This window comes from Amycolatopsis sp. lyj-23 (genome assembly GCF_046549135.1).
In the GTDB taxonomy this organism is placed as follows: Bacteria; Actinomycetota; Actinomycetes; order Mycobacteriales; family Pseudonocardiaceae; genus Amycolatopsis.
Genome location: NZ_JAJPWN010000020.1, coordinates 220,817 through 240,942 on the forward strand (window position 1 = coordinate 220,817; position 20,126 = coordinate 240,942).

At 64.6% G+C, this 20,126-nt stretch carries 22 protein-coding genes and 1 tRNA gene; 7 read left to right on the top strand and 16 right to left on the bottom strand.

What is annotated here, in order from left to right; all coding sequences use genetic code 11:
- Positions 1–193: 193 nt before the first annotated feature.
- From ACLJPY_RS40540 to ACLJPY_RS40550, 3 genes are all read left to right on the top strand, one after another.
- Positions 194–625: a DUF3052 domain-containing protein gene (locus ACLJPY_RS40540; RefSeq protein WP_003084504.1), complete on the top strand. Its 432-nt coding sequence runs from the start codon at positions 194–196 to the stop codon at positions 623–625.
- 73 nt (positions 626–698) lie between these two features.
- On the top strand, positions 699–1,163 hold the full coding sequence (locus ACLJPY_RS40545; RefSeq protein WP_410596259.1) for a peroxiredoxin: 465 nt from the start codon (positions 699–701) through the stop codon (positions 1,161–1,163).
- A 39-nt stretch (positions 1,164–1,202) separates the two neighbouring features.
- Positions 1,203–1,277, top strand: a tRNA-Val gene (locus ACLJPY_RS40550).
- Here ACLJPY_RS40550 and ACLJPY_RS40555 read toward each other — a convergent pair.
- The 9 genes from ACLJPY_RS40555 to ACLJPY_RS40595 all read right to left on the bottom strand — a co-directional run bounded on the left by ACLJPY_RS40555 (position 1,234) and on the right by ACLJPY_RS40595 (position 10,267).
- Positions 1,234–3,183 carry a recombinase family protein gene (locus ACLJPY_RS40555; protein WP_410596303.1) on the bottom strand — a complete coding sequence of 650 codons (1,950 nt, stop codon included), beginning with the start codon at positions 3,181–3,183 and terminating at the stop codon, positions 1,234–1,236. The genes ACLJPY_RS40550 and ACLJPY_RS40555 overlap by 44 nt on opposite strands.
- Positions 3,184–3,389: 206 nt before the next feature.
- On the bottom strand, positions 3,390–3,848 hold the full coding sequence (locus ACLJPY_RS40560; RefSeq protein ID WP_410596260.1) for a recombinase family protein: 459 nt from the start codon (positions 3,846–3,848) through the stop codon (positions 3,390–3,392).
- Between the two features lie 188 nt (positions 3,849–4,036).
- Positions 4,037–4,399 carry a hypothetical protein gene (locus ACLJPY_RS40565; protein WP_410596261.1) on the bottom strand — a complete coding sequence of 121 codons (363 nt, stop codon included), beginning with the start codon at positions 4,397–4,399 and terminating at the stop codon, positions 4,037–4,039.
- A gap of 71 nt (positions 4,400–4,470) precedes the next feature.
- Positions 4,471–5,517 carry a DNA-methyltransferase gene (locus ACLJPY_RS40570; protein ID WP_410596262.1) on the bottom strand — a complete coding sequence of 349 codons (1,047 nt, stop codon included), beginning with the start codon at positions 5,515–5,517 and terminating at the stop codon, positions 4,471–4,473.
- Positions 5,514–6,269 carry a replication-relaxation family protein gene (locus ACLJPY_RS40575; protein ID WP_410596263.1) on the bottom strand — a complete coding sequence of 252 codons (756 nt, stop codon included), beginning with the start codon at positions 6,267–6,269 and terminating at the stop codon, positions 5,514–5,516. Before ACLJPY_RS40575 ends, ACLJPY_RS40570 begins: the two co-directional genes overlap by 4 nt.
- Positions 6,270–6,459: 190 nt before the next feature.
- Positions 6,460–8,631, bottom strand: a complete 2,172-nt coding sequence (locus tag ACLJPY_RS40580) for a type IV secretory system conjugative DNA transfer family protein (protein ID WP_410596264.1) — start codon at positions 8,629–8,631, stop codon at positions 6,460–6,462.
- Positions 8,632–9,461: 830 nt separating this feature from the next.
- Positions 9,462–9,647, bottom strand: a complete 186-nt coding sequence (locus tag ACLJPY_RS40585) for a hypothetical protein (RefSeq protein WP_410596265.1) — start codon at positions 9,645–9,647, stop codon at positions 9,462–9,464.
- A gap of 9 nt (positions 9,648–9,656) precedes the next feature.
- On the bottom strand, positions 9,657–9,884 hold the full coding sequence (locus ACLJPY_RS40590) for a hypothetical protein (RefSeq protein ID WP_410596266.1): 228 nt from the start codon (positions 9,882–9,884) through the stop codon (positions 9,657–9,659).
- Between the two features lie 5 nt (positions 9,885–9,889).
- Positions 9,890–10,267 carry a hypothetical protein gene (locus ACLJPY_RS40595; protein ID WP_410596267.1) on the bottom strand — a complete coding sequence of 126 codons (378 nt, stop codon included), beginning with the start codon at positions 10,265–10,267 and terminating at the stop codon, positions 9,890–9,892.
- A gap of 246 nt (positions 10,268–10,513) precedes the next feature.
- Between ACLJPY_RS40595 and ACLJPY_RS40600 the strand changes: the two genes are divergently transcribed.
- Positions 10,514–11,008 carry a hypothetical protein gene (locus tag ACLJPY_RS40600; protein ID WP_410596268.1) on the top strand — a complete coding sequence of 165 codons (495 nt, stop codon included), beginning with the start codon at positions 10,514–10,516 and terminating at the stop codon, positions 11,006–11,008.
- Positions 11,009–11,323: 315 nt separating this feature from the next.
- A complete protein-coding gene (locus ACLJPY_RS40605; RefSeq protein WP_410596269.1) occupies positions 11,324–12,871 on the top strand; it encodes a hypothetical protein in 1,548 nt (515 codons plus the stop codon).
- A 93-nt stretch (positions 12,872–12,964) separates the two neighbouring features.
- On the opposite strand, the gene ACLJPY_RS40610 is transcribed toward ACLJPY_RS40605, so the two are convergent.
- The 5 genes from ACLJPY_RS40610 to ACLJPY_RS40630 form a co-directional block, all read right to left on the bottom strand.
- A complete protein-coding gene (locus ACLJPY_RS40610) occupies positions 12,965–13,360 on the bottom strand; it encodes an Imm1 family immunity protein (RefSeq protein ID WP_410596270.1) in 396 nt (131 codons plus the stop codon).
- Positions 13,354–14,106 (bottom strand): DddA-like double-stranded DNA deaminase toxin, encoded by a 753-nt coding sequence (locus tag ACLJPY_RS40615; RefSeq protein ID WP_410596271.1) that lies wholly within the window; start codon positions 14,104–14,106, stop codon positions 13,354–13,356. The genes ACLJPY_RS40610 and ACLJPY_RS40615 overlap by 7 nt, the downstream gene beginning before the upstream one ends.
- 419 nt (positions 14,107–14,525) lie before the next feature.
- A complete protein-coding gene (locus ACLJPY_RS40620; RefSeq protein ID WP_410596272.1) occupies positions 14,526–14,924 on the bottom strand; it encodes a hypothetical protein in 399 nt (132 codons plus the stop codon).
- Positions 14,921–15,274: an ArsR family transcriptional regulator gene (locus ACLJPY_RS40625; protein ID WP_410596273.1), complete on the bottom strand. Its 354-nt coding sequence runs from the start codon at positions 15,272–15,274 to the stop codon at positions 14,921–14,923. The genes ACLJPY_RS40620 and ACLJPY_RS40625 overlap by 4 nt, the downstream gene beginning before the upstream one ends.
- A complete protein-coding gene (locus tag ACLJPY_RS40630) occupies positions 15,271–15,687 on the bottom strand; it encodes a hypothetical protein (protein WP_410596274.1) in 417 nt (138 codons plus the stop codon). Before ACLJPY_RS40630 ends, ACLJPY_RS40625 begins: the two co-directional genes overlap by 4 nt.
- Before the next feature lie 474 nt (positions 15,688–16,161).
- Between ACLJPY_RS40630 and ACLJPY_RS40635 the strand changes: the two genes are divergently transcribed.
- Positions 16,162–17,442, top strand: a complete 1,281-nt coding sequence (locus ACLJPY_RS40635) for a helix-turn-helix transcriptional regulator (RefSeq protein ID WP_410596275.1) — start codon at positions 16,162–16,164, stop codon at positions 17,440–17,442.
- On the opposite strand, the gene ACLJPY_RS40640 is transcribed toward ACLJPY_RS40635, so the two are convergent.
- A complete protein-coding gene (locus ACLJPY_RS40640) occupies positions 17,439–18,254 on the bottom strand; it encodes an alpha/beta hydrolase (RefSeq protein WP_410596276.1) in 816 nt (271 codons plus the stop codon). The two genes, ACLJPY_RS40635 and ACLJPY_RS40640, sit on opposite strands and share 4 nt — an antisense overlap.
- 823 nt (positions 18,255–19,077) lie before the next feature.
- Positions 19,078–19,308: a hypothetical protein gene (locus ACLJPY_RS40645; protein WP_410596277.1), complete on the bottom strand. Its 231-nt coding sequence runs from the start codon at positions 19,306–19,308 to the stop codon at positions 19,078–19,080.
- Positions 19,309–19,499: 191 nt separating this feature from the next.
- Between ACLJPY_RS40645 and ACLJPY_RS40650 the strand changes: the two genes are divergently transcribed.
- Entirely contained in the window at positions 19,500–19,832 is a 333-nt protein-coding gene (locus ACLJPY_RS40650; RefSeq protein WP_410596278.1) for a hypothetical protein, read from the top strand.
- Positions 19,833–20,126: the final 294 nt, after the last annotated feature.

Sequence of the window (20,126 nt, forward strand, 5' to 3'; positions counted from 1 at the left end):
GAACGCCGTCGCGAAGGGGCCGCGCCGGGCCGTATCCTGCGACACGAGTTGTCACAGATCCGGTGTGGACGGTTGCGCGCGGGGCTTCACCAGTGTTCGCTATCGGCAACCGGGTCGCCGAGTGTGGCGCCGCCGTACCCTCGACAGAAGGTGCGGGTTGCCGCACTCCGTCGTAGTTGGAGGAGTGAAAGCAGTGGTCGCCGCGGGAGACGCTGATCAGAGCAGCGTCGCCGAGAGGCTCGGCATCAAGCCCGAGATGGTGGTCCAGGAGATCGGCTGGGACGAGGACGTCGACGACGACGTCCGCGCGGCGATCGAGGAGCAGATCGGCGGGGACATCCTCGACGAGGACGCCGACGAGGTCATCGACGTGGTGCTGCTCTGGTGGCGCGAGGACGACGGCGACCTGGGCGACGCGCTCATCGACGCCAGGGGCCCCCTGGAGGAGACCGGCGTGATCTGGGTGCTCACCCCCAAGACGGGACAGCCAGGGCACGTCGAGCCGAGCGAAATCGCCGAAGCGGTACCCGCCGTCGGCCTGGCCCAGACCGCCAACATCAGTGTCGGCCCGAACTGGATCGGCACCCGCCTGGTGTCGCCGAAGTCGAAGTCGAAGCAGCGCTGAGCCGGTCCCGCCGGACGGACACGATAGGGTTGTCCTCACAGGCACGTGTCCGTTCGGGAGAGGAATTGCCGGTATGACCGTCGAGGTCGGTTCTGAGGCCCCTGACTTCACGCTCAACGACTACAACAAGCAGCAGGTCCAGCTGTCGTCGTTCCGCGGTGACAAGCCGGTGCTGCTGGTGTTCTACCCGTTCGCCTTCAGTGGCATCTGCACGGGCGAGCTGTGCCAGCTCCGCGACGAGTTCGCGGACTACGACGGCAAGGGCGTCCAGGTCCTGGGCGTCTCGGTCGACACGCCGTTCTCGCTCAAGGCGTGGGCCGAGAAGGAGGGCTACCAGTTCCCGCTGCTGTCGGACTTCTGGCCGCACGGCGAGGTGGCTCGCGCTTACGGCGTCTTCAACTCCGACGCCGGCTTGGCAGTCCGCGGAACGTTCCTGATCGACACGTCCGGTGTGGTCCGGTTCGCCGAGGTCAACGCCCCGGGCGAGGCCCGCGACCAGCAGGGCTGGAAGAAGGCCGTGGCCGAACTGACGGCTTGAGTTTCCTCGGGCGGCGGTCCCGCGGGACCGCCGCCACCGGGGCGCATAGCTCAGCGGAAGAGCACTCGGCTTACACCCGAGCGGTCGCAGGTTCGAACCCTGCTGCGCCCACCAAGTACTCATTTTGCACACCAGTAGCACAAAAAATGTTACGAGGTGTGACACCATCATCACGCCGTGCGTCCCTGTGGCGCACGTCATGCCCGCCGTCCGGCGCGGGTTCGCCGGGCCGGTTCTCGCCGGTCGAGCGCGTCCCATCGGGTGATTCCTCCGGCTCGTCTCCGGCCATCTGGGCCGCGCGGGACGGCCCGCCAGCGGCCGCCGTCCCCTCGACCGCCATCCGGGCCGACAGATCCGGTGCCAGCAGAGCGGCGAATGGCTCTGTCAGCTCGGCGCGAGCCACTGAGCCGTCTTGTGCAATGAACAACTTCACGAAGAAGCCCTGGTTAATCTGCCGCCGGATGGGCTCCGGTGCCGTGACGTAGGCCCGGTGGCAGCGTCCGGCGGCTGCCAAGGCGGCTTCAAGGGTCGCTTCCACCTCAGCCGTCGACGTCTGCGCCGCTGCAATTAGGGCGTCCGCCTCGGCCAGGGCGCGAGTCAGCCGCTGCATCTCTGAGCCGAGCACGTCTTCGGGGATGTGACCTGCGTAGTGGGCGCGCAAGAGCTTCTGCCGCTCGTCCGTCGCCTGCTGCTTCCGTTTGACGGCAGCCGCCGCGTGACGGCGTGCCTCTTCCTGGTCGGCAGTCATGAGCGCCCGCACGCCGGCCCTGATCTGCTCGACGTGAGCCGCACTCACTTCGAACCGCTCGTAGAACTGAGCTATGCCCTCCTCGATTCGCTCCAGCCGCACCGCCGGGCGGCGGCAGTTGCTCGTCTTGGTCTTCTTCTTCACGCACACGTAATAGGTGTACGCACCGCCGTTGCCGACGTTGATCGAGTAGACCAACCGGCCCCCGCAGTCCGCGCAGTAGATCGTGCTTTTGAGGTAGTGCATGTGCTTGCGGTCCTTCTCGCCCAGATGGGCACGAACCGTCAAGATGTCCTGAATCGATAGCCACGTCTCCGGCTCGATCAGTGGCTCATGCTTGCCCTCGTAGTGAATGCCCTGGTAGCTGACGATGCCCATGTAGTACGGGTTTTGCAGCAGGTGGTAGAAGGTCGTGATGCCGATCGGCCGCTCCGGTTTCGTCGCCGTCGGCCGACTGGTCAGACCTCGGGCTGTGGCCTCCAGTAGCAAGTCCGCCGCGCTCCATTCGCCGGTGGCGTACTGCTCCAGGCACCAGCGCACCAGGTCGGCGCGGTCCGGGTCGAGTTCCACTGACGCGAACGTCACGCCCTCGACCGTCTTGCGGACGTTCAGGTACCCAATCGGTGCCCGGTACGGCGTGCCGCCTTCCTCGGCCTTGCGCAGCAGTCCCTTCATCACCTCTTGGGCCAGATTGCCGGAGTAGAACTGCGCAATCTCGGCCAGCAGCCCGTACAGGAGCTTGCCGCTCGGGGTGTTGTCGATGTTCTCCGTGCATGACACCAGCTCCGCGCCGTGACGCCGCAGCAGCAAGTTAATGGCAATGTCGTCTTCGCGATTCCGGGCCAGCCGGTCGATCTTGTGCACGATGATGTAGTCGGGCTTGACCGTCCGCACGTCCGCCAGCATGGCTTGGAGGTCGTCGCGGTCTGCTGAGCGGGCCGACTCGCCCGCGTCAACGTAGATGTGGTGCACCACCGCGCCGAGGGCCGCCGCTTTGGCCAGGCAAGCGTCTCGCTGCGCCGGGATGGAGTAGCCCTCCGCGCCGCCGCCGGTGCGCGCCTGCTCCTTCGTGCTCACCCGCAGGTAGACGAAAGCAATGGGTGTGGCTCGGCGCGTGACTGCCGCCTGCGACTTCGCGCGGGTGGGAGTTAGCGCGCGGGTTTTCGCCAGGTCAAGCGCGTGAACAGTGCTTGCAGCCACGACCGGCTGCGGTTGGGTGGGGCTTCCGGCCAGGGCGCCGTGATCGGGACTCGTCGTAGGCTCAGTGATCATCGTGAGCACCTCCCGCCGCCTGCTGCAGGCGTGCCCGCCGCTTTGCCTGTCCCGCCAGTGTTGCCCGGCGGTGCTCAATCCTGGAGTACTCGGCAACCGCCCGCACAATCGCCTGCATGAGCTGGTTGGCAGCGTCGGGTTCGCTGGGTAGCGATGTGGTCGCTTGGTTTCTGGTTGACATGATGGTTCCTCCTCTCGGAAATTAGTTATGATCGATCGTTATCCAGTTCATCGGGTGGCGGCGGCTTCGCGGTCGTCTCGGCCAGCTGCACCGACCCGATTCGCCCGATGAGTTGGGCATCGACCGCCGTGACTTCACGGTGAGGCAAGCTAGCGATTTCAAGCTGAGCGCATGCCTTGCCGACCGCCCAAACCACCCGGCTGTAGTCTTCGGCTCGAATGGCGACCTGCCGATGGTCGTAGGCGATGACAAACGCGATGTCATCGCGCCGCCTCAGTTCGCTAAGCAGTGCGGTCAGGCTTGGTCGGCTCATGGTTGTGCCTGGTCCCCGGTCGATGTACACGCCAAGGACGGTTAGGCCGAGTTCGTTGGCCCGATGCTCGCAGACGCGGTTTTGCGCTGCCAGCGCCCGGCCTTCCTGTCGATGGTCGTCACGAGCTACGCGCAGGTAAATCAGTGCCTTGGTGCGTTCGTTGGCGTGCATAAATCGAACCTTTCAGCTCTAAGGAGCCATTATTGCGATTCCCTTCTGTTATTTTTTCAGGATTCTTAGGAAGTGCCAAGACAGGATATCCTGGCCTTATTCTTGGCAAATGGTTAATTGTTAGGTTCGAGGTGACGGGTAGCGGCTGTGAGGCCGCCACCCGTCACCGTGAGGAAGAATCGAAAGGGTTACCCTTCGGTTCCGGCCTTGCGGCTCCGGCTCGTGGCCGGCTTGGCCGCACCGGCGGCGTCGGCGACTGCTTCAGCTGAGGTACCGAACAGTCCCTCGATGGAGGCTCGCCGGGCCGCAGCCTCCTTCTCAATCTCCGCCAGTGCGGCCGCAGCCCGCTGGGCGAAGTCCGGCTCGTCCTTCTTGGTGGCCACGTACAGCTCGACCGCCCGCAGCGCCGCATCGTTGAGCGAGATGCCGTCGAGCTGTGCCACCAGCGTGAATTGAGCGTGCAGGGCGTCGGGCACCTTGATGCCCAGCGTCTTGACGCCTGCTCTTGGTTCGGACACGTCGTCCTCCTCGGTGTTGGTGTGGCCGCCCATGCCCGCAGGGACTGCGAGCGAGGGATGAGCAGCCACAGGCCACCGGGGAGGGGTGGCCCGGTCGGTGTGACTCACGACACCGCCCCTACCTGCGTCGTCCGCCACGCCGCCAAGCGCTCTTCGGCCAGCCGGGCGTAGTCGGGGTTCAACTCGATGCCAACCCAGGCCCGGCCGTACATCTCGGCTGCAACCGCCGTGGTTCCGGAACCCATGAACGGGTCAAGCACGATCCCCGGCCGCCAGTCGGCCTGGCAGGCACAGGCAGGGCGCAAGGGGCCGGTGGCCAACAACCGGCCGTGCAGGCGTTGCGGTGCCCGCTGCCACGGCGTGGCGCACGTCGTACACACCCGCTCCGGGCAGGTGGCGAGCAACCCCCGGCGCACCAGCCGCAGCGGGAACGTGGCGAAATGCGCGCCCCGGTAGCTACCCGTCGCTTCTATCCAGCAGTCGGTCGGATTTTTGCCGAGGGGGTGACTAGCAATCCCAGCGCGCTTCAGCCGGGCCAAGCCGTGGTTGAGGTCGACCCGGGGACTGCTGCCGTTGCCGAGACTCGGCACCGCCGTACGTGGCAGTGAGGGCCGAGCCCGCCTCGAGGTCCGGCCGGCGCCCGCGGTCTTGGCGGGCTCGCGCACGGCGTCCAGGTCAAAGTGATAGTTCACCTGCCGGGTGAAGAAGTAGACGTACTCGTGGGCGTTGGTGAACCGGTCGCGCACGCTTGAGGGCGTCGGGTTGCTCTTTGCCCACACGATGGTGTTGCGCAATAACCACCCGGAACGGGTGAGGCGCAGTGCAACTCTGGCGGGGCCAAGCAGAAGCGACTTCCTCTCTGCCCCCTCTCGGGGGGCGCGGCTGTAGCCGTCGCCGAGATTGAGGTGCAGCGAGCCGGTCGGCACCAGCACGCGGGCCAGCTGATCGCAGACCCCCGCGATCTCCTCGGCCCAGGCTTCAACATCAGGTTCGGCGCCGATTTGATCCTGGTGGCCGTAGCTGCGCATGTTCCAGTACGGCGGACTTGTCAGGATGCAGTCCACCGACGCGTCGGGCAGCTCGGCGAGGCGCTCGCGGACGTCGCCGACCAAGATACGGTTTACGGGCAGGGTGGTTGTGGGTTCGGTCATCGGGCACCTCCTTCGATGGGTTGGGTCAGGACGTCGGCGGCTTCGGACAGCAGGCCGACGCGAAACAGCACGCGGGCGTCCGCTGGGAGCTTGTGGATCTCGCGGGTGATGACCGCTACGCGGCCGCCATCCGGGACGAACCACCACACCCGCGGGAACACGCCGTACTGTCGCTGCTCAGCCCCGCTGTTCCAGTAGCGCACGTAGCTTTCGAGCTTCCGGCGAATGGTGGGCGCACTCTCGGAGTCAAGGTCGATTTCCAGGAAGGAGCTGTACTCCCAGCCGCCGATACCGACCCGTGCGTAGCCGTCCGGCTTCAGGGTGGTCGGCGCGCCACCGACGCCGTAGTACCTTCGCCAGCACCGCGGCTCAAAGGTGAAGTCGAACAGCTCGGCCCCGCCGGCGCGGGTCCGCTCGATCAGCTGCACGTAGGTTTCAGCCACCGCCAGCGTGTGATCTTGGAAGGCGGGTTGGGCCTCATGTGTCCTCCGATGCCGCTGGGGCGGGGCCTGCCCGAGGTCCAGCACCGCCGCGCCCAGTCCCGATAGTCCGTACAGGTACCCGGCACTGCCCGCCCGCAGCCCACCGATGCGGCGGCGCAGTCGGACGACGAGCTCCAGCGTGAACAGCCGTTGCAACGCAGCTCGGGTTTTTCGGGCTTGGGTGTCGGGCCGACCGACCGCGAAGTGCAAGCGCTGGAGCTGATGACCTGTCAGTAGCTGCAATTGGCGGAGCGACTTCAAGATCTCCAAGTCGCGTGGGCTGAGCCGTTCGGCGACGAGACGCGCTCGTCCACGGCCAGTCATCGGAGAACTCCAAAGTCGCAGCGAAAAGCGCTAGACAGTCGTTGGTAGCTATCGCGCATTTGCGCACGCCAGGACGTCGTCAGCTCGACGCGATCGGCAGGCCGAGCGGCAAGGGTGAATGATCCTTGTGGGTGCCTCATCGCGGTGCCCTCCGGCTACCGAGCGGTGCACTGGGCGGGCTCCCGCCCTGCCACCGTCGGAGCAGTTCCGCATCCACTTCCGCCGGGTCCATGCCGTACCGGGTCGTACTGGCCTGCCGCACCTGCACCGGGTCGACCAGCGCATCGGACAGCGCTGGGGTGGCAACTTCAAACGGCTGACTCGGTGCGCCGTTCACCAACACCCGAGCCGCCGCGTGATACGCCGGAAGCCGCTCCAGATCCGCCGCCGTCACCGGCGCACCGAACACGTTCGCCAGCGTTCGGCCGTCGCCCTCCGCCGGACGGAAGGCCACGCGCGCCCCGACGTTGGCCAGCACCGCCGCTTTCAGCTCGCCACTGAGTTGATCAAGGTGTTGGTGTGCGACCGTAAACGACACGTTCGCGCCTCGGGCTCTTGCGAGCACGTCGGCAAAGTCGAGTCCGGCCGTGAAGCTCTGCCACTCGTCCACGAACACCGACACCGGCCGCCGCTCAGGCGCGGGCCGCGCCGTCTGGCGCTGGATCGCCTGCCACAGCTGATTCAAGATCAAGCTGCCAGTCAGGCGGGCCGTCTCCGAGCCCAGCACCCCGGCATTGAGGTTGATCAGCAAAATCGTCGGCCGGGCGAACACCGACGCCACATCGAACTTCGGATGCGCCTGCCCGATCAGGTAGCGCACGGCCGGGCGGGCCGTCCACGGCCGCAGCTTGTTGGCCACCGGCTGCACTACCTGGGTCCGCTCCGGCTCCGACAGGTTGTCGAACCACGCCAGCCACGGGTCAATCGTCAGCGGGTCGCCGACGCGAGCCGCCACCGCTCGACGCAGCCGGGGGTTGGTCAAGATCGGGATGATGTCGGTCAGACCGCCATCAGGCAGGCGGCTGGCCAAGATCAGCCCGTGCAGGAGCACGTCAGCACTCCGTGGCCCGATGGCCGAACCGAACAGCTCACGAAGCAGGCCCAGCACGGTGTCGGCTCGTCGCTCGGCGTCAGCCGGCGGGCCGCTCAACGGGTTGAAGCCAACCACCGGACCGGGCACGCCGGGGTCGATCACCACCACGTCGTGACGCGAGTTCCGCGGCAACCGGGCCAACACGTCTGTCACCAAGTCGCCCTTGGGCTCGATGACGATCATGCTTCCCTCGGCCGCCGCTTCAGCCGTCGCCCAGTTGGCCAGGAGGGTCGATTTCCCGGTTCCGCTGGGTGATATCAGGTGACAGTGCGTGCCATAGCTGGATCGCGGCAACCACACCGCCGCGCGCCGGGCCGCCGGATGCGTGCTCACGCCCAGGGGCCGTGCCGCCGCCTCAGGTGCACCCGCTGTAACCGCGCGCAGCAACGGTGCCGGGGGCGGAGCGAAGCCACGAGCGCCACCCGCCACCTCCAGCCCGTCGAGGCTCCAGCCCAGCAGGACGGCCAGTTCGCTGGCGTTCAACATCCCCGACCACGACCGGGCGCGTCCCATCACCGCGACCAGCTGCTCCGCCGTCCGCGTCGATTGGCGCGAGCCGTACACCCGGGCGTGCGCCGCACTAGCCAGGCCCAGCGCCGACACCGCCGGACGCAGCAGTTCACCGGCTCGACGCAAGGTTGATGCGACGCTGCCCACCCGACCGCGCACCCCGAACCGGGGTTCACTCAGCCGCGCCTTCCACCCGCGTTGCTCGTCGCCGCCGGGCTGGTGGGGCGCCCCGAAGCCGAGCAGCTCCAGCGGCGACCGCTGGTCCGGCGGAGTCGTCGACGTCTGACTCGGGCCAATCACCCACTGCACCGCCACGGCTTCACCAGCGCGCAGCGCATCTTGCAGCTGCATCAGGCCGGTGGTGACCTGTCGGGCGGTGTCCAGTCGGATGGGATGCACCACGCTGCTCACGCGGATCTCTCGGGCCGTCACTGTGGCGGGCCGCTGCGGGTTATCCGTCGCCGCTAGCACCAGGCCGGGGAGCTGGCCCCGAAGTTCGCCGGGCAGCGTCCGCGCAATCCTGGCCTCGATCCCGAGCAGCCAGCGCACGCGGTCCGGGTGGACCCAGAGTTCAAAGACGACTACTGGTTGTAAGCCCAGCAGACCGTAGTGCGGCCGCCCCGCCAGCACTCGCACCATGGCCGTAACGGCCGAGAGCGTCGCATCACGTGGCGGGAACGCTTCGTACCAACACAGGTCGATCATCGCCGCACCTCCCGCCGGGAGGGTTGCTCACCGTCCGGTTCTTCTGTCGGCGGGATTACCGGCGGCGGTGAGCTCGCGATCCGTCCGAGCGCGATGCATGCTTGCGCCAACTTCCGGATCGCCGGATGGACACGCATCTCGGCCGTGACCGTTACTGATTGCTGTAACTCAGACATAAAACCCTCCTTTCGGGCAGGACTCGAAATGAGGGCAGAGTGCGCGTCTAAAACTGCCAATACCACTTGACACTGTCAGGTAGTAGGCGTGTAATTAAATGCACACAGCGTCCCTTCAAATCGAGGTCGTTGTTGTGTGAAAATCACCTGAACGTCGTCGTCCGCGCAACGCTTGGAGAGAAGAACTTCGCAGGAACTCTCTACAGGCACGCGCGGCGGCGCGTTCAGACTTTGTAATTATCTCCAGTGCTCGTGACGCAACCTAGAGGCGATTAACCAGAACAAAAACCGAACGGTAGGCCACTGTTCTAGCAAAACGCCTGACGACAGCTTTTGCACGGTTCGGTATTATCGGTACACGCTTCGCTGTTGCGTGCACCCGAGTTTATGGCTTACTCAACCCGGCCAGAACCAGGTCCGGGCCGGCCTCGGCGGCCGGTCGCCGAGCCTGCCAGTCGCGGGCTAGCTGCACCATCCAAATCTTGTAAGTCACCTCTCGCTGTCGACAAGCCAGATCCTCATTTTCGGTTCTCTCCACAAGCTCTTTGCGGCGCTTTCGAGGCATTATTTTGGCTCTCCTCTCTGCCGGGGCGGGCCTGTCAGTGTGCATAGCTCCGCCCCGGCTTGAACTCACAGATTTCGATTAGATAAGTGTTAGCGCCGCTTGCGCTCCTGGTACAACTTCACCAGAAATAGTGCCGATAAGACGCCGAGAGCGGCCAAAAAGGCCTTGGGTGCTTGCGCGATGTAGCCCATCCCGAACATCAGGCAGCCCAGGGCGATCACGACCGCCTTGAACTTGGCCACCACCAGCCCGATGGGCGATTTGTTCTTACTCACCTCCACCTCCTAACTGCGGTACCGCAGACGGGCTTTGACGATCTCGTCGTCGATAGTTGGCCCTCCACTGGGAACCGACCGCCTCACCACCCGGTGGACCGGCGCCGGCTTCATCTGCTCCTCCAGCTCGGCCACCCGTGCGCGCAGCTGGTTCACCTCCCACCGATGAGAACCCAAGAGCCCGATGTTGACGACCACGAGCGCCGCCAGTGTCAAGACGTCGACGACCACCAGCACCTGACTCACCAGCGGCCGTAGATGTCGTCGACCATGAACTGCCTGACGAGCACCTGGCCGCACGCGCCGTAGCCCGTGATGCCCTGCTCCATCTGAGCCAGGACGAACAGAGGAAGGTCCTCGGCTTCAGCAGCGCGAAACTCTCGGCCCATCTCCATCAGTTCCTCGTTTCTGATCCGGGCGAGGTCAGCGCCGGTCCGCATCGTCATGCCCCCGCGGTACCCACGGTCATGCTCGTTGAGGGCAGTGGAGTAGCTGACTGGCTCCAGGATGTTGCGGCGAGGCCGCGGGGACGGTGAAGGCTTGCGGCAAGGCTCCACCACCGCGCGGCTCCCGTTCACCTGCCCGGTGTCGTACGCCCACAGCTGTTCGATGTCTTCCATGCGTGCTCCTCTCAACTGGCGGTTGGTGTGCCCCAACCGCCGTCCAATAGCCGCACGGCGCGCGCCGAGCTGACAAGTGGAGCTATCGAAAAAGCTGGTGGAGTACACCAACTCCACCAGCTCTGGCCTGCGCATATGTTGTCAAAAATTGATCTTTAATGCAATATGTGGTATAAATGTTTCTGACTCGTCCAGTTCCGCGTGAGCCAATCCCGGCCCACGCGACGACTGGAAGAGGTGTTCCCCATGTACTACGAGCGACAAATCGCCGACGAGTTCTGGTTCTTCGTGCGCGCTCGCGCCATCGACTACCGGCTCGAAGAGAGCCTCGACCAACGTCACGGCACCCTCACGCTCAACGCTCGCGAGGAGCATCTCACCGGCGTACGGCAGTGCTTGGCGAACTCCCAGGGGAAGGTTCTGCCGATGCTCAATATCTACTCCGGCGCGCCATGGACGTACCCGACCGTGCAAGAAGCCCTGATGGCCTTCCTGATCAACGAGTTGGCACACAACGCCTTCCCCTACTCCTACGAGATGTGGCTGCGCGCCGTCACCCTGATCGTCGCTGACGCTCAGCGCGACCCCGACTGGCTGCACGTCATCGCCTGCGACTGGGAGGAGGGACACGGCAGCGAAGCCCCCAGGACACCTCACGACATGACCATCTCCGACGACTGGTCGTGCCTGTCCCGCGAGACGTTCGACTTCACGGTGCGGGAGTACACCAGGAAGGGCTAGGCCATTCGTGGTCAGCCCAGTTCACGCCTCATCACGCGCCCGACCGGACCCGACTCTACGGAGTACGATCTAGTCGGGCGCGAAGCGCGTTTAACGTCTTCTATTTCAGCTGGGAGGTTGCCCGTGGGAGAGGGTTCCCAGCCGGCGGAGCCGTTGCCGACGCTAGCTGAGCTCTTAGAGGTCGCGCTAAATCACATCGCCAGAGAGGGGACCGGAGGCTTCTCGCAGTTACCCTCTGATTGGGCCACACAGGAGCCGTTCCGAGAACTCATAGCTGACTGGTTTAGCGGAGACGGGAAAGCTTTCATCTCACTTGTGATCGATATGGCAGATAGGCCGTGGTTTAAAAAGAACGACTCAAGGGAAGCGAAGCATACCGAAGAACGGCGCCGCCTCGCAGTAAAGGCAGGATTAGGGCTCCCTAGCTCATATCATGAGCTGGGGCAGAAATACGCGGATATATCCTCCAATTGGCAGCGCAAAGGATTTGGGGATCGTATCACCCTCTTTGGCAGGTACTGGGAAATTAGGTATGGGCCGCCGGGTCGTGGGAAGCCTATTGATGAACTGGCGACCCAAACCGCAAAGTATCAAAGAAATGTTCCGCAGTGGGAGGAAGGTAGAAGCAGGTTCATCGAAATTCTCGTAGAGGAGTTCGAACTAAAACAGCGGCTCGCCAAGGTGGCGCGAGAGGCTGCTGGAAATTCCGAGCTTGTGCATGTCAGCGCGGACGATGGTCGCGACTCCGAGCACTTGGCGGTCGCAACCTGCCCTGACCTGATCGAGACCTCACCAAGCATTGCAGCAAGTACGGAACGTTCATGGCTGAGCCGCATTAGTCGGTCAGCGATGGGCTATGTTCGCCAACGTCGGATGCTCACCTTTGCGAGCTGCGCTTACCTGCTTTTCACCGGCCTCGCTGTGGTCCGCCCTCTAACCATCAGCCAGCCTTGGTTAGCTATCGACAATTGGTCGCCCGACCTACAGGGCATCTTTGGGTTGATCTGGTCAATAGCGGTAACTGCGACCATGGTTGCACTTTCATATATGTATAAGGCGTTCAGAGCTGTACTCGCCGTGCTTCTGCTCGCAACTTGCACGCAGGTCATTGGACATTGGGTAGTCTTCTATGCAGATACAAGGCAGGCGGCATCGATTGCGGCCAGCGCCGCAAATGGGGCCACTATTCTCGCCGAAGAGTTCCCTGGTAAACAACAGTGCTCGGCGGCTATCCTGCTCAGCAGTCTTCCACCTCCAAGTCTAACTTCTTGCACGTTCGACAATGGTGCTCTGCACTTACTGCAGAATGAGCCATATAATACGAATATTGGAATTTACGCGCCTGACGATCTCGCGCTTAACCCCTCTGGTGAACACTACATGGAAACGCGCTTTCGTCCGGGTGTTGCCACGCCGTATGCCGCCTGCGGTATTGCTGCCGCAGGCATCGCTTCGTATTACTACTACTTTTTTCGCCTTCGGGCAGTTCGGCTAACGAGCGGGAAGAGCGGTTACATCGCCGAAATACTTAGCATAATGCCCGGATTGCATCCGAAAGACGGAAGCGCAGGATTTGAGATGAAAGAGTACACCATGGCTGTCACTGCTACATCCCTCCCTTTTGTATTGAGATGGTCGCTGCCCGGCTCCGATGACTCGCAGATAAAGTTAGGTGTGTTGTTTCATCGCGAGAGTATGGATGTGTTTGTAGACGACCGCCTGGTGTTGTCTAGTAAAGGCTCCGTGTTTGGTACTACTCGCATGGGCCCAGCGGTCAATCCGAAAACTGCGGGGAACTTCTCTGGAACTGCGTCTTGTGACTTCGACTACTTTCGTGTTCAGCAGCTGCAGCAATCACCCTGACAACTCAATTTGGCAACGATCAGAGCCTTTATAGCACTCGACGCATCAGCACTAACTCCTCAACGCAATTTGGCCCCTTTCGGTTAAGGCTAATTACGGCAGCTTCTCCCGCTCCAGAAACGCTACCGCCACCCGCCGCGCCTCAGCTAGGGGCACCTCGTAGCTTGCGGGAATCTCGCTCACGTTACCCATGTAGTCATAGACGACATTGCCCGTCAGGCTGGGATCGCCCACCGTGTGCGCCGCTCGGGGCGTCGTAAACATGACGAAGCCGGTTTCCTGCCCGATGCCCATGTCAAACACGCCGCGTCGGGGGTCACCCTGAACTGAGCACTCAATCATCGAGGGAACGGGCAGGCCTTTCGTGTCCGCCTGCACTTGGGCAATCAAGGCATCGAGTTCGGCGGCCGTGCTCACCAGAATGGGCGGGTCACCTTCGGTGTAGTCGTTGTCTGGCTCCTGGTTGTACCAAACTTCCAGCGTCACCACGGCTTTGCTCCTCCGGTAAACGTCTTGCGGTACCGCGGTGCGTGTACCGTCATGGAATAACCCTCCGGCAGGATAACCGGCACCAACGTGTCGCACCCGTACGGACCCTTACAGGGCCGGTTATTGAGTGCCACGTCCAGGTGCCTACGGCCTTCGTGCACCATGCGGGCGGCCAACTTCTGCTCGACGTCCGATACCCGCGTCGTCTCGGCTGGTACGGGGATGCCGCGCTCTTGCAAGATGGCCCAGGCCCGCGCGGAGTCCTCGTCCCGCCCGCTGGCAATCGGGTGCGCTTGGCCGTGCTCGTCCACCCATCGCCCGTGGGTCCTGACGCCCGTGTTGGCGACAACCGGCGGTGGCAGCTCGGCTTGCAGGGCTTCGGCTTGCTCACGGGTGAGCCGTTGGCCGTCCGGCACCGCCGAGGCCGGCGCCGGGGCAGCTGGTGGCTGTGTCGGCGTGCCAGCTGGCCCGCTGCCCTCCTCCGGCGGCGTGCCCGCCCCGATGCGTTCGAGGTAGCCCGCGAGTATCCCACTGGCCCGGTTGACCAGACCGGCTATCTCGCCGGTGCCCTGTACGGCGGTGCTCAAGCCTCCGGCGGCTTGCGTCATCTCGGGCTGCTGTGATCTGGTCTGGCCGAGCGCTTGGGCGGCTTCTTCCAGCAGGTTGGCGGCTTGCGTCAGGCTGGCAGTCGACAGCTTGCTGAGCGCCGTGCGCACAGCGGCTGCCAGCTCCTCCACTCCCGCCATGATCGCCCCCTGTGCCCATCTTGGCTGGTGAGAGTGGTGTTGTCACTCCTCGGACTCGTCCGGCCGGTTTCGCAGTCCCGCCAGAACGCGGGCCATCAGGTCGGTCGGGGGTGGTTGCGCGATTGGTGACCGCCGAACCGGCGGCGGGTAGTCGACGTACGGCCGCACCCGCTGCGGTAGCGGGAGCGGTTCGGTCGGCTCGTCGGCCGGGGCCGGCTCCGCGGCGGCCGGGGCTGCGGGAGGCCGCCTGCCCGAGGTCGCCTCAGTGCGCCCGGCTGCCAGGCGATGCCGGCCGGGGCGGGCCGGTCGCCTCCGCCCTCGCCGCTCCTGCCGGTGGCGCCAACCGTTGCGAGCGATCAGGGCGAAGATCAGGAGCACTGGCGCAGCCATCGTCGCGAGTATCACCAGCTCCTGGCCGTTCACCCCTCGGGCAGCGCGTCCGGTGGTGGCTCGGGTAGGACGGGTGCGGCCGGGAGCTTCTCGGCGTAGAGGCCGACGACGTCGCCGAGAGCAGTCAGCCATCCGCTGACCTCCTGAAGCCGGTCTCGCGACATGGTGCCCGCTCGCAGCCGGGCACTCACCGCCAGCAGCTGCCGCCCCGAGAGCGCCAACCGCTCCGCCAAGGCCGTGGGTGCCTCGCTCGCGTCCGGCTCTCCGGCGTGAGCCGCCACCACGTCGGCCAGCTCGGCCAGCAGCCCGGCGAACTGGCGTTGCCGCTCCGGCGGCATGGTCCCCGTGGCGAGTTCCCGGATGACTGCGGGGACAGCCTGGTGCACGCTGCCAAGGCTGGTCAGGAGTTCCGCCGTTTCGGGGGTCATGACGGGCTCACCGGCGCGAACCAGTCGGGCTGTTCGTGCTGGCCTTGAACGAGCTGGTCCGCCGCCTGTCCGGCCAGACCGGCGAGCCGGGCCAGGTAGGCATCACGCTGGCGGGTACCGTGCTCCGTCAGCCGCGCCCAACCTTCTTGCCCGACACCGCGTCGGGTATCGGTGTACCCAGCTGCCCGCAAGGCGAAGAACTGACGCTTGAGCCGATCCTGACTGACCCCTGTGGCCTGACACAAGAAGCTGAACCGACACCATTGCGCTTCTCGCAACAGGCACAGCAGATGCACCCGCAAGGGGTCCGGCAGCACCGTGTCATGGGTGGCGGCGTAGGCCGGGCTCATGCCGGTACTCCCGCTTCAGCCAGCAAACGACGCTGCTCCGTCCGCCGCGCTCCGGGGTGGCGCAACGCCAGCACCTCCGCGCTTGCCGCCTCGTCGAGGTACGCGCACATCGCCACTTGCAGCTGCGCGTGGAGGGCCAGGTGCCTAAGGCTCGGCACCACGACGTGCCGCGCGCCCGTCCGCACCAGTTCGGCGGTCAGCTCGTCAAACGCCTCGCGCGAACCACAGTGGAACTCGAAGAAGAACCCGGCGAAGGTCAGTCCGTGGCCGTGCGCGAACCGGATGACCGTCTGCTCGAGGTGCCGCACCTTGTGGTCCGGGACATGGGTGGGCACGCGCATGTAGCCGTAGGCCAGCTGCGCCGCCGGGGCCGGCTCCGCCGTCTCGGGCAGCTGCAGGAGCACCGAGGTCATTAGAACCCGTCCCGCAGTCGGGCGGCGTGGCGCACCTTGGCACACGGCCAGGCCACGCGACACATCGCGCACCGTCCCGGATGGAGCTGGGACGGTCGGTGCACCACGAGGTACACGTGGAGCAGGGCATACAGCTGGAGCGGTTCGAGCGAGGCCGGCACCGCGGGCGCCGTTGTCACCGACCCGGGAGAGCCAGACTGGACCATGGGGACTACCGCCTCATGATGTGTCGAAGGGACAAGTGGACGGCATCCCAGCGGCCAGGACTTCGCGGGGAACGGGTGATGCGTGCGGGAGTTCGCCCGTGACCTCGGAGGCGATTGGGAGGTGGTCAACCGGCCGCCGGGATACCGGAACCGACTTTTCCGGGCCGCCCCCTGGGCCACCAGGGGGCCAAACCGGGGCGAATCTCGGCCCGATCCCGGGTAGACCGGTCTGACCTGCGGTAATGTGTCGAACCCAGGGCGTGACCGAATGGAGTGGATCATGGGTGGCCGCAGACATGGGCTCATCCGGGCGCGTAAAGCGGCCTACTACACCCAGGAGTCCTTGGCCTACGAGCTCAACCTCAACCCCGGGACCGTTGGCGACTGGGAGCGCGGCCGGTCTGAGCCGTTGCCGTACAAGCGGCCGAAGCTAGCCAAGCTGCTGGGGGTCAGCCGGGAACAGCTCGAAGTGCTCCTCCGCGAAGGTCAAGACGTCACGTCTGCTACGCCCAGTCCCGCGCCCGGGCCCCCGCCGGCTGCACCCGCGTCGAACAGTTCACCTGATCCCGCGCCGAGTGCCGTCGGTCGCTTCACCGCCTTGTCCGCCGACGACCACGCCCGGCTCACTGTGACGCTCAGCGACCCGCGCCGCTACGGCGACGAGCAGGTCGTTGCCCTACTTGGTCGCCAGCTTGAGCAGTCCATGCACGATGACGGTCTGCTCGGCCCAGCCCGCACTCTGCCAACCGTGACAGCGGTGCTTGAGGTCGTCGCTGCCCTGGCCCGCGACGCCCCGCCCTCCGTGCGCCGTCCGCTCCTGTCGCTCGGCGCGCGGGGCGCCGAGTTCGCCGGGTGGCTGCACCGCGACTCCCGCGATATGCCCGGCGCGGTTCGCTGGTACTCCCAAGCCACCGAGTGGGCGCAAGAAGCCGCTGACCTGCCGTTGCAGGGCTACCTCCTGCTCAAGAAGTCCCAGATGGCCTACGACCAGCGCGACGCCGTCCGGCTCCACGCGCTGGCCACCGCTGCCCACACCGGCCCCTGGCAACTTCCGGCCAAGGTCCAAGCCGAAGTCACGCAGCAAGTCGCCCGCGGCCTGGCCATGCTCGGCGAACCTCTGGCCGCCGTCGAACGCCACCTCGACCAGGCGCACCGCTGGCTCGGCCGTGCCACGGACGCCTCCGACAGCGGTTCGCTCAGCAGCCACTACTCCGCCACCAGCCTGACACTGCAAACCGCCAGCTGCTACATCGAGGCGGGCAAACCGCGCCAGGCGGCCGACCTCTACGAGCAGGCCATCCGCACGCCTGCCCTGTCCCACCGGGACCAGGGCTATTTTCTCGCGCGCCACACCGTGGCGCTGGCCCTGGCCGGAGAACCCGACGACGCCGCTACCCAAGGGCTCAAGGCCATGGCGATTGCCGCCACCACCCAGTCCCAGCGCACCACCCGCGAACTTGAACGCGCCCTCGGCACCTTGACCCCTTGGGCCAGCCGCCCCGGCCCGCGCGCCCTCGGCGAAGCCGTCCGAGCGGCCGCCTCGAACTAGACGGTCAGCCACTCCCGGACGGTCGTAATCACGAAGGCTTGCCACTCCTGGCTTTGGGGGTCGGCGTACGTCGGGTCGTCGTGGACCGCGAAGCCGTGCTGCGCGCCTTCAATCTCCACCAGAGCGTGTTCGCATTGCAGCTCGTCCGCCGCGCGGCGCGACGTCTCCACCGGGACGAAGGTGTCCTCCGTGCCGTGCACCAGCAGCGTCGGCGGCGTGATCTCGCCGATCACCTCGTCGGGCCGCAGCCAAAACACTTCGTTGAGGAACGCCCGGCTGTGCTTGACCGTGTCGGAGTGGTCCAAGTAGCCCTGCCGCGCCAGCGTGGCCGCCGCCTCGTCGTCGAGCACGCCACCCTGCCAGTGCGGCTTCTGCTCGATGTAGCGGTTCATGTAGCTCAGCTGCGGGTTGAGCAGCACCAGCCGGTGCAGGCCGTGCGGGCGCTTGGCTGCGTAGTAGGCCGCGAGCCCGCCGCCGAAGCTGGTGCCCAGCAAGCTCACCTCAAGTGCGCCCGTGCTTGACCGGACAGCCCCGAGCGCCATTTCAATATCGTTAAGGTGCTCCGCCAACGTCCGGGTCTCTTGAGTCCCGTCGCTCGTACCGTGACCGCGTTGGTCGTACCGCAGTGAAGCTATCCCCGCCTCGGCCAGGCCGGCGGCCAACCGCGTGAAGAAGCCGCCCTCATCCCGCGTCACGCCGCCGCCGTGCACCAGCGCCACCGCCCGGTGAGCTGGACTGTCCGGCGTCACCAGCGTCCCGGCCAGCTGCAAGCCGTCCAACGTGCGGAGGGTGATGTCGTTGCTGTGCGGCATGGAGGCTCCCGAAGTGTTGGCGTCACTGCCATGGTCTCAGCTTGGACTAGCCGCCTTCGGCTCTGGAGGCCGGTCCCTGTGATCGCGTAGCTCCGGGCTGCTATCGCTGGTCAATAAGGAGCTGATACATGATCAATTTTAAGCGTGGTCACGCTTCCGCATGTACGTGTAAGTGATAGTGGCGATCTTGTAACAAGCGTATCCGATGGCGCGACCCTGGGGACGTGCTCCAAACTACTATCGGAAAGGCGTGACGGATGCGGTGGTTAAAATTGAAGAAAAGTGCGCTGGTTGTTGGGCTGGTAGCATCGCTGGGTGCTTGGCTTGGCGTATCGGCGCCGACTGCTGCTGCAAGTACAACCTACTTGTCGAACAACTACGCCAGCTGGACGCCTGCTTCCTGCTACTCGGGCTGCGGAGGTGGAAACATCTACCCGGCCAACGGAACTCAATTTGGTATGGATTGTTGGTTCAATGCCCAGTGGTCTAAGGGCAATTACTGGACTAACAGATACTTTATCGGTGTAATTCGCGGCCATGCTGGCCTATGGGTTGTGCATGCTTCCTATGTAATCAATCAGACAAAGGTGGGAGCCTGCTGAAGGGGCGCAAAGGGTAGGTCGATTGCGGCTTGAAGGGGAACAGGGCAATGTCAACGGTAACGACGGAAGTTCCCGCTCTAGCCACAGATGCGGCCGGAGCGGGAACGAGCAGGACGACAGCCTGTATGGAGAAACGGTGGTTAGTTTGGCGACTCTCTCGCTTTCAGGCATCGAGTCAGCCTTGCCGAGTTATTCAGAGCTCCGAGGATGCGTCGGCTCGCTCAGGTCTCGGGCGTGTCTTTTTCGTCGACGTGACTCGTCGACGATAGGGACCGAACGGCCTCGAGCAGTTCAACGAGGAGCGCCCCGATCCAGAAGAGAGTTCCATAGCAGGCAAATGCGAGACCTGCTATCACGGCTGCAAAGCTCTGTGATGGCCGGAGTTGCCCGCCGACAATGATGATCGCCAATCCCACGCAGCCGACTGCAACAAGCGCCAGCTTGTACTTCATTTCGCCTCCAGTGAACGGTTTGACCGCCGTAGGCGGGTCCGCCTTTGGAGGCGAACGGTCACGCCTCAAAAAATTGAGTGCAAATTTGAGTCGCTACCGCACTCTGCATGGTATAATTTCACCTTCTGGACGTCAACTGCGGTGGAGCTTGTAGGGGCCGAATGTCGAAGTTGGTTCGAGCAGGATTCTTCATGGCTGCGACCGTTATCGTCGTGAGCCTGGTCTACTATGCCTTCGAAAATCCGAGCCTCACGACGATAACCGCCCTGTTAAGCTCGGCCAGTTTCCTTCTTGCAGCGTTGGCGCTCATTACGAGGGATGACGCTGAGAAAGACGAAAAAGCTGATCCTAATGTGCCTACTGACCTTGTCCCGGCACTCAAAGAAGTGGCTTTAGAGGCGCGGAAGCTGAGTGCAGTGCTGCAAACCGCCCGGCCCAAGCATCGATGGACCGTAGCTAAGGGTGCGGCCATCGGTTTCGGTGGAATTGCCGTCGGCTGCCTACTGTCACGGCGGAGGAAGTAGTGCCCGATAAGCAGCGTGATAAGAAGTCGGGACGGTCCGGCTGGTTATTGGCTGGGGGCGCAATCCTTCTATTCGTCGTTGCCGTGGTAACTGTGCGCTCCGTTTTCTTCGGATCAAACGATACCCCAACCACGCAAGCCTCTCCCTCAAATCGAGCAGACGCAGCGCAGCTTGAAAGCCGCTATGACGGCAAGGATCCCCGAGGTCGAGATGGCAGCGAGAGTAAGTGCGCCGACCCGCCCCCCAGTCAAGCGGTGCCTTCTAGTCAGCCAACCGTGTTCGGGCCGGATGGCC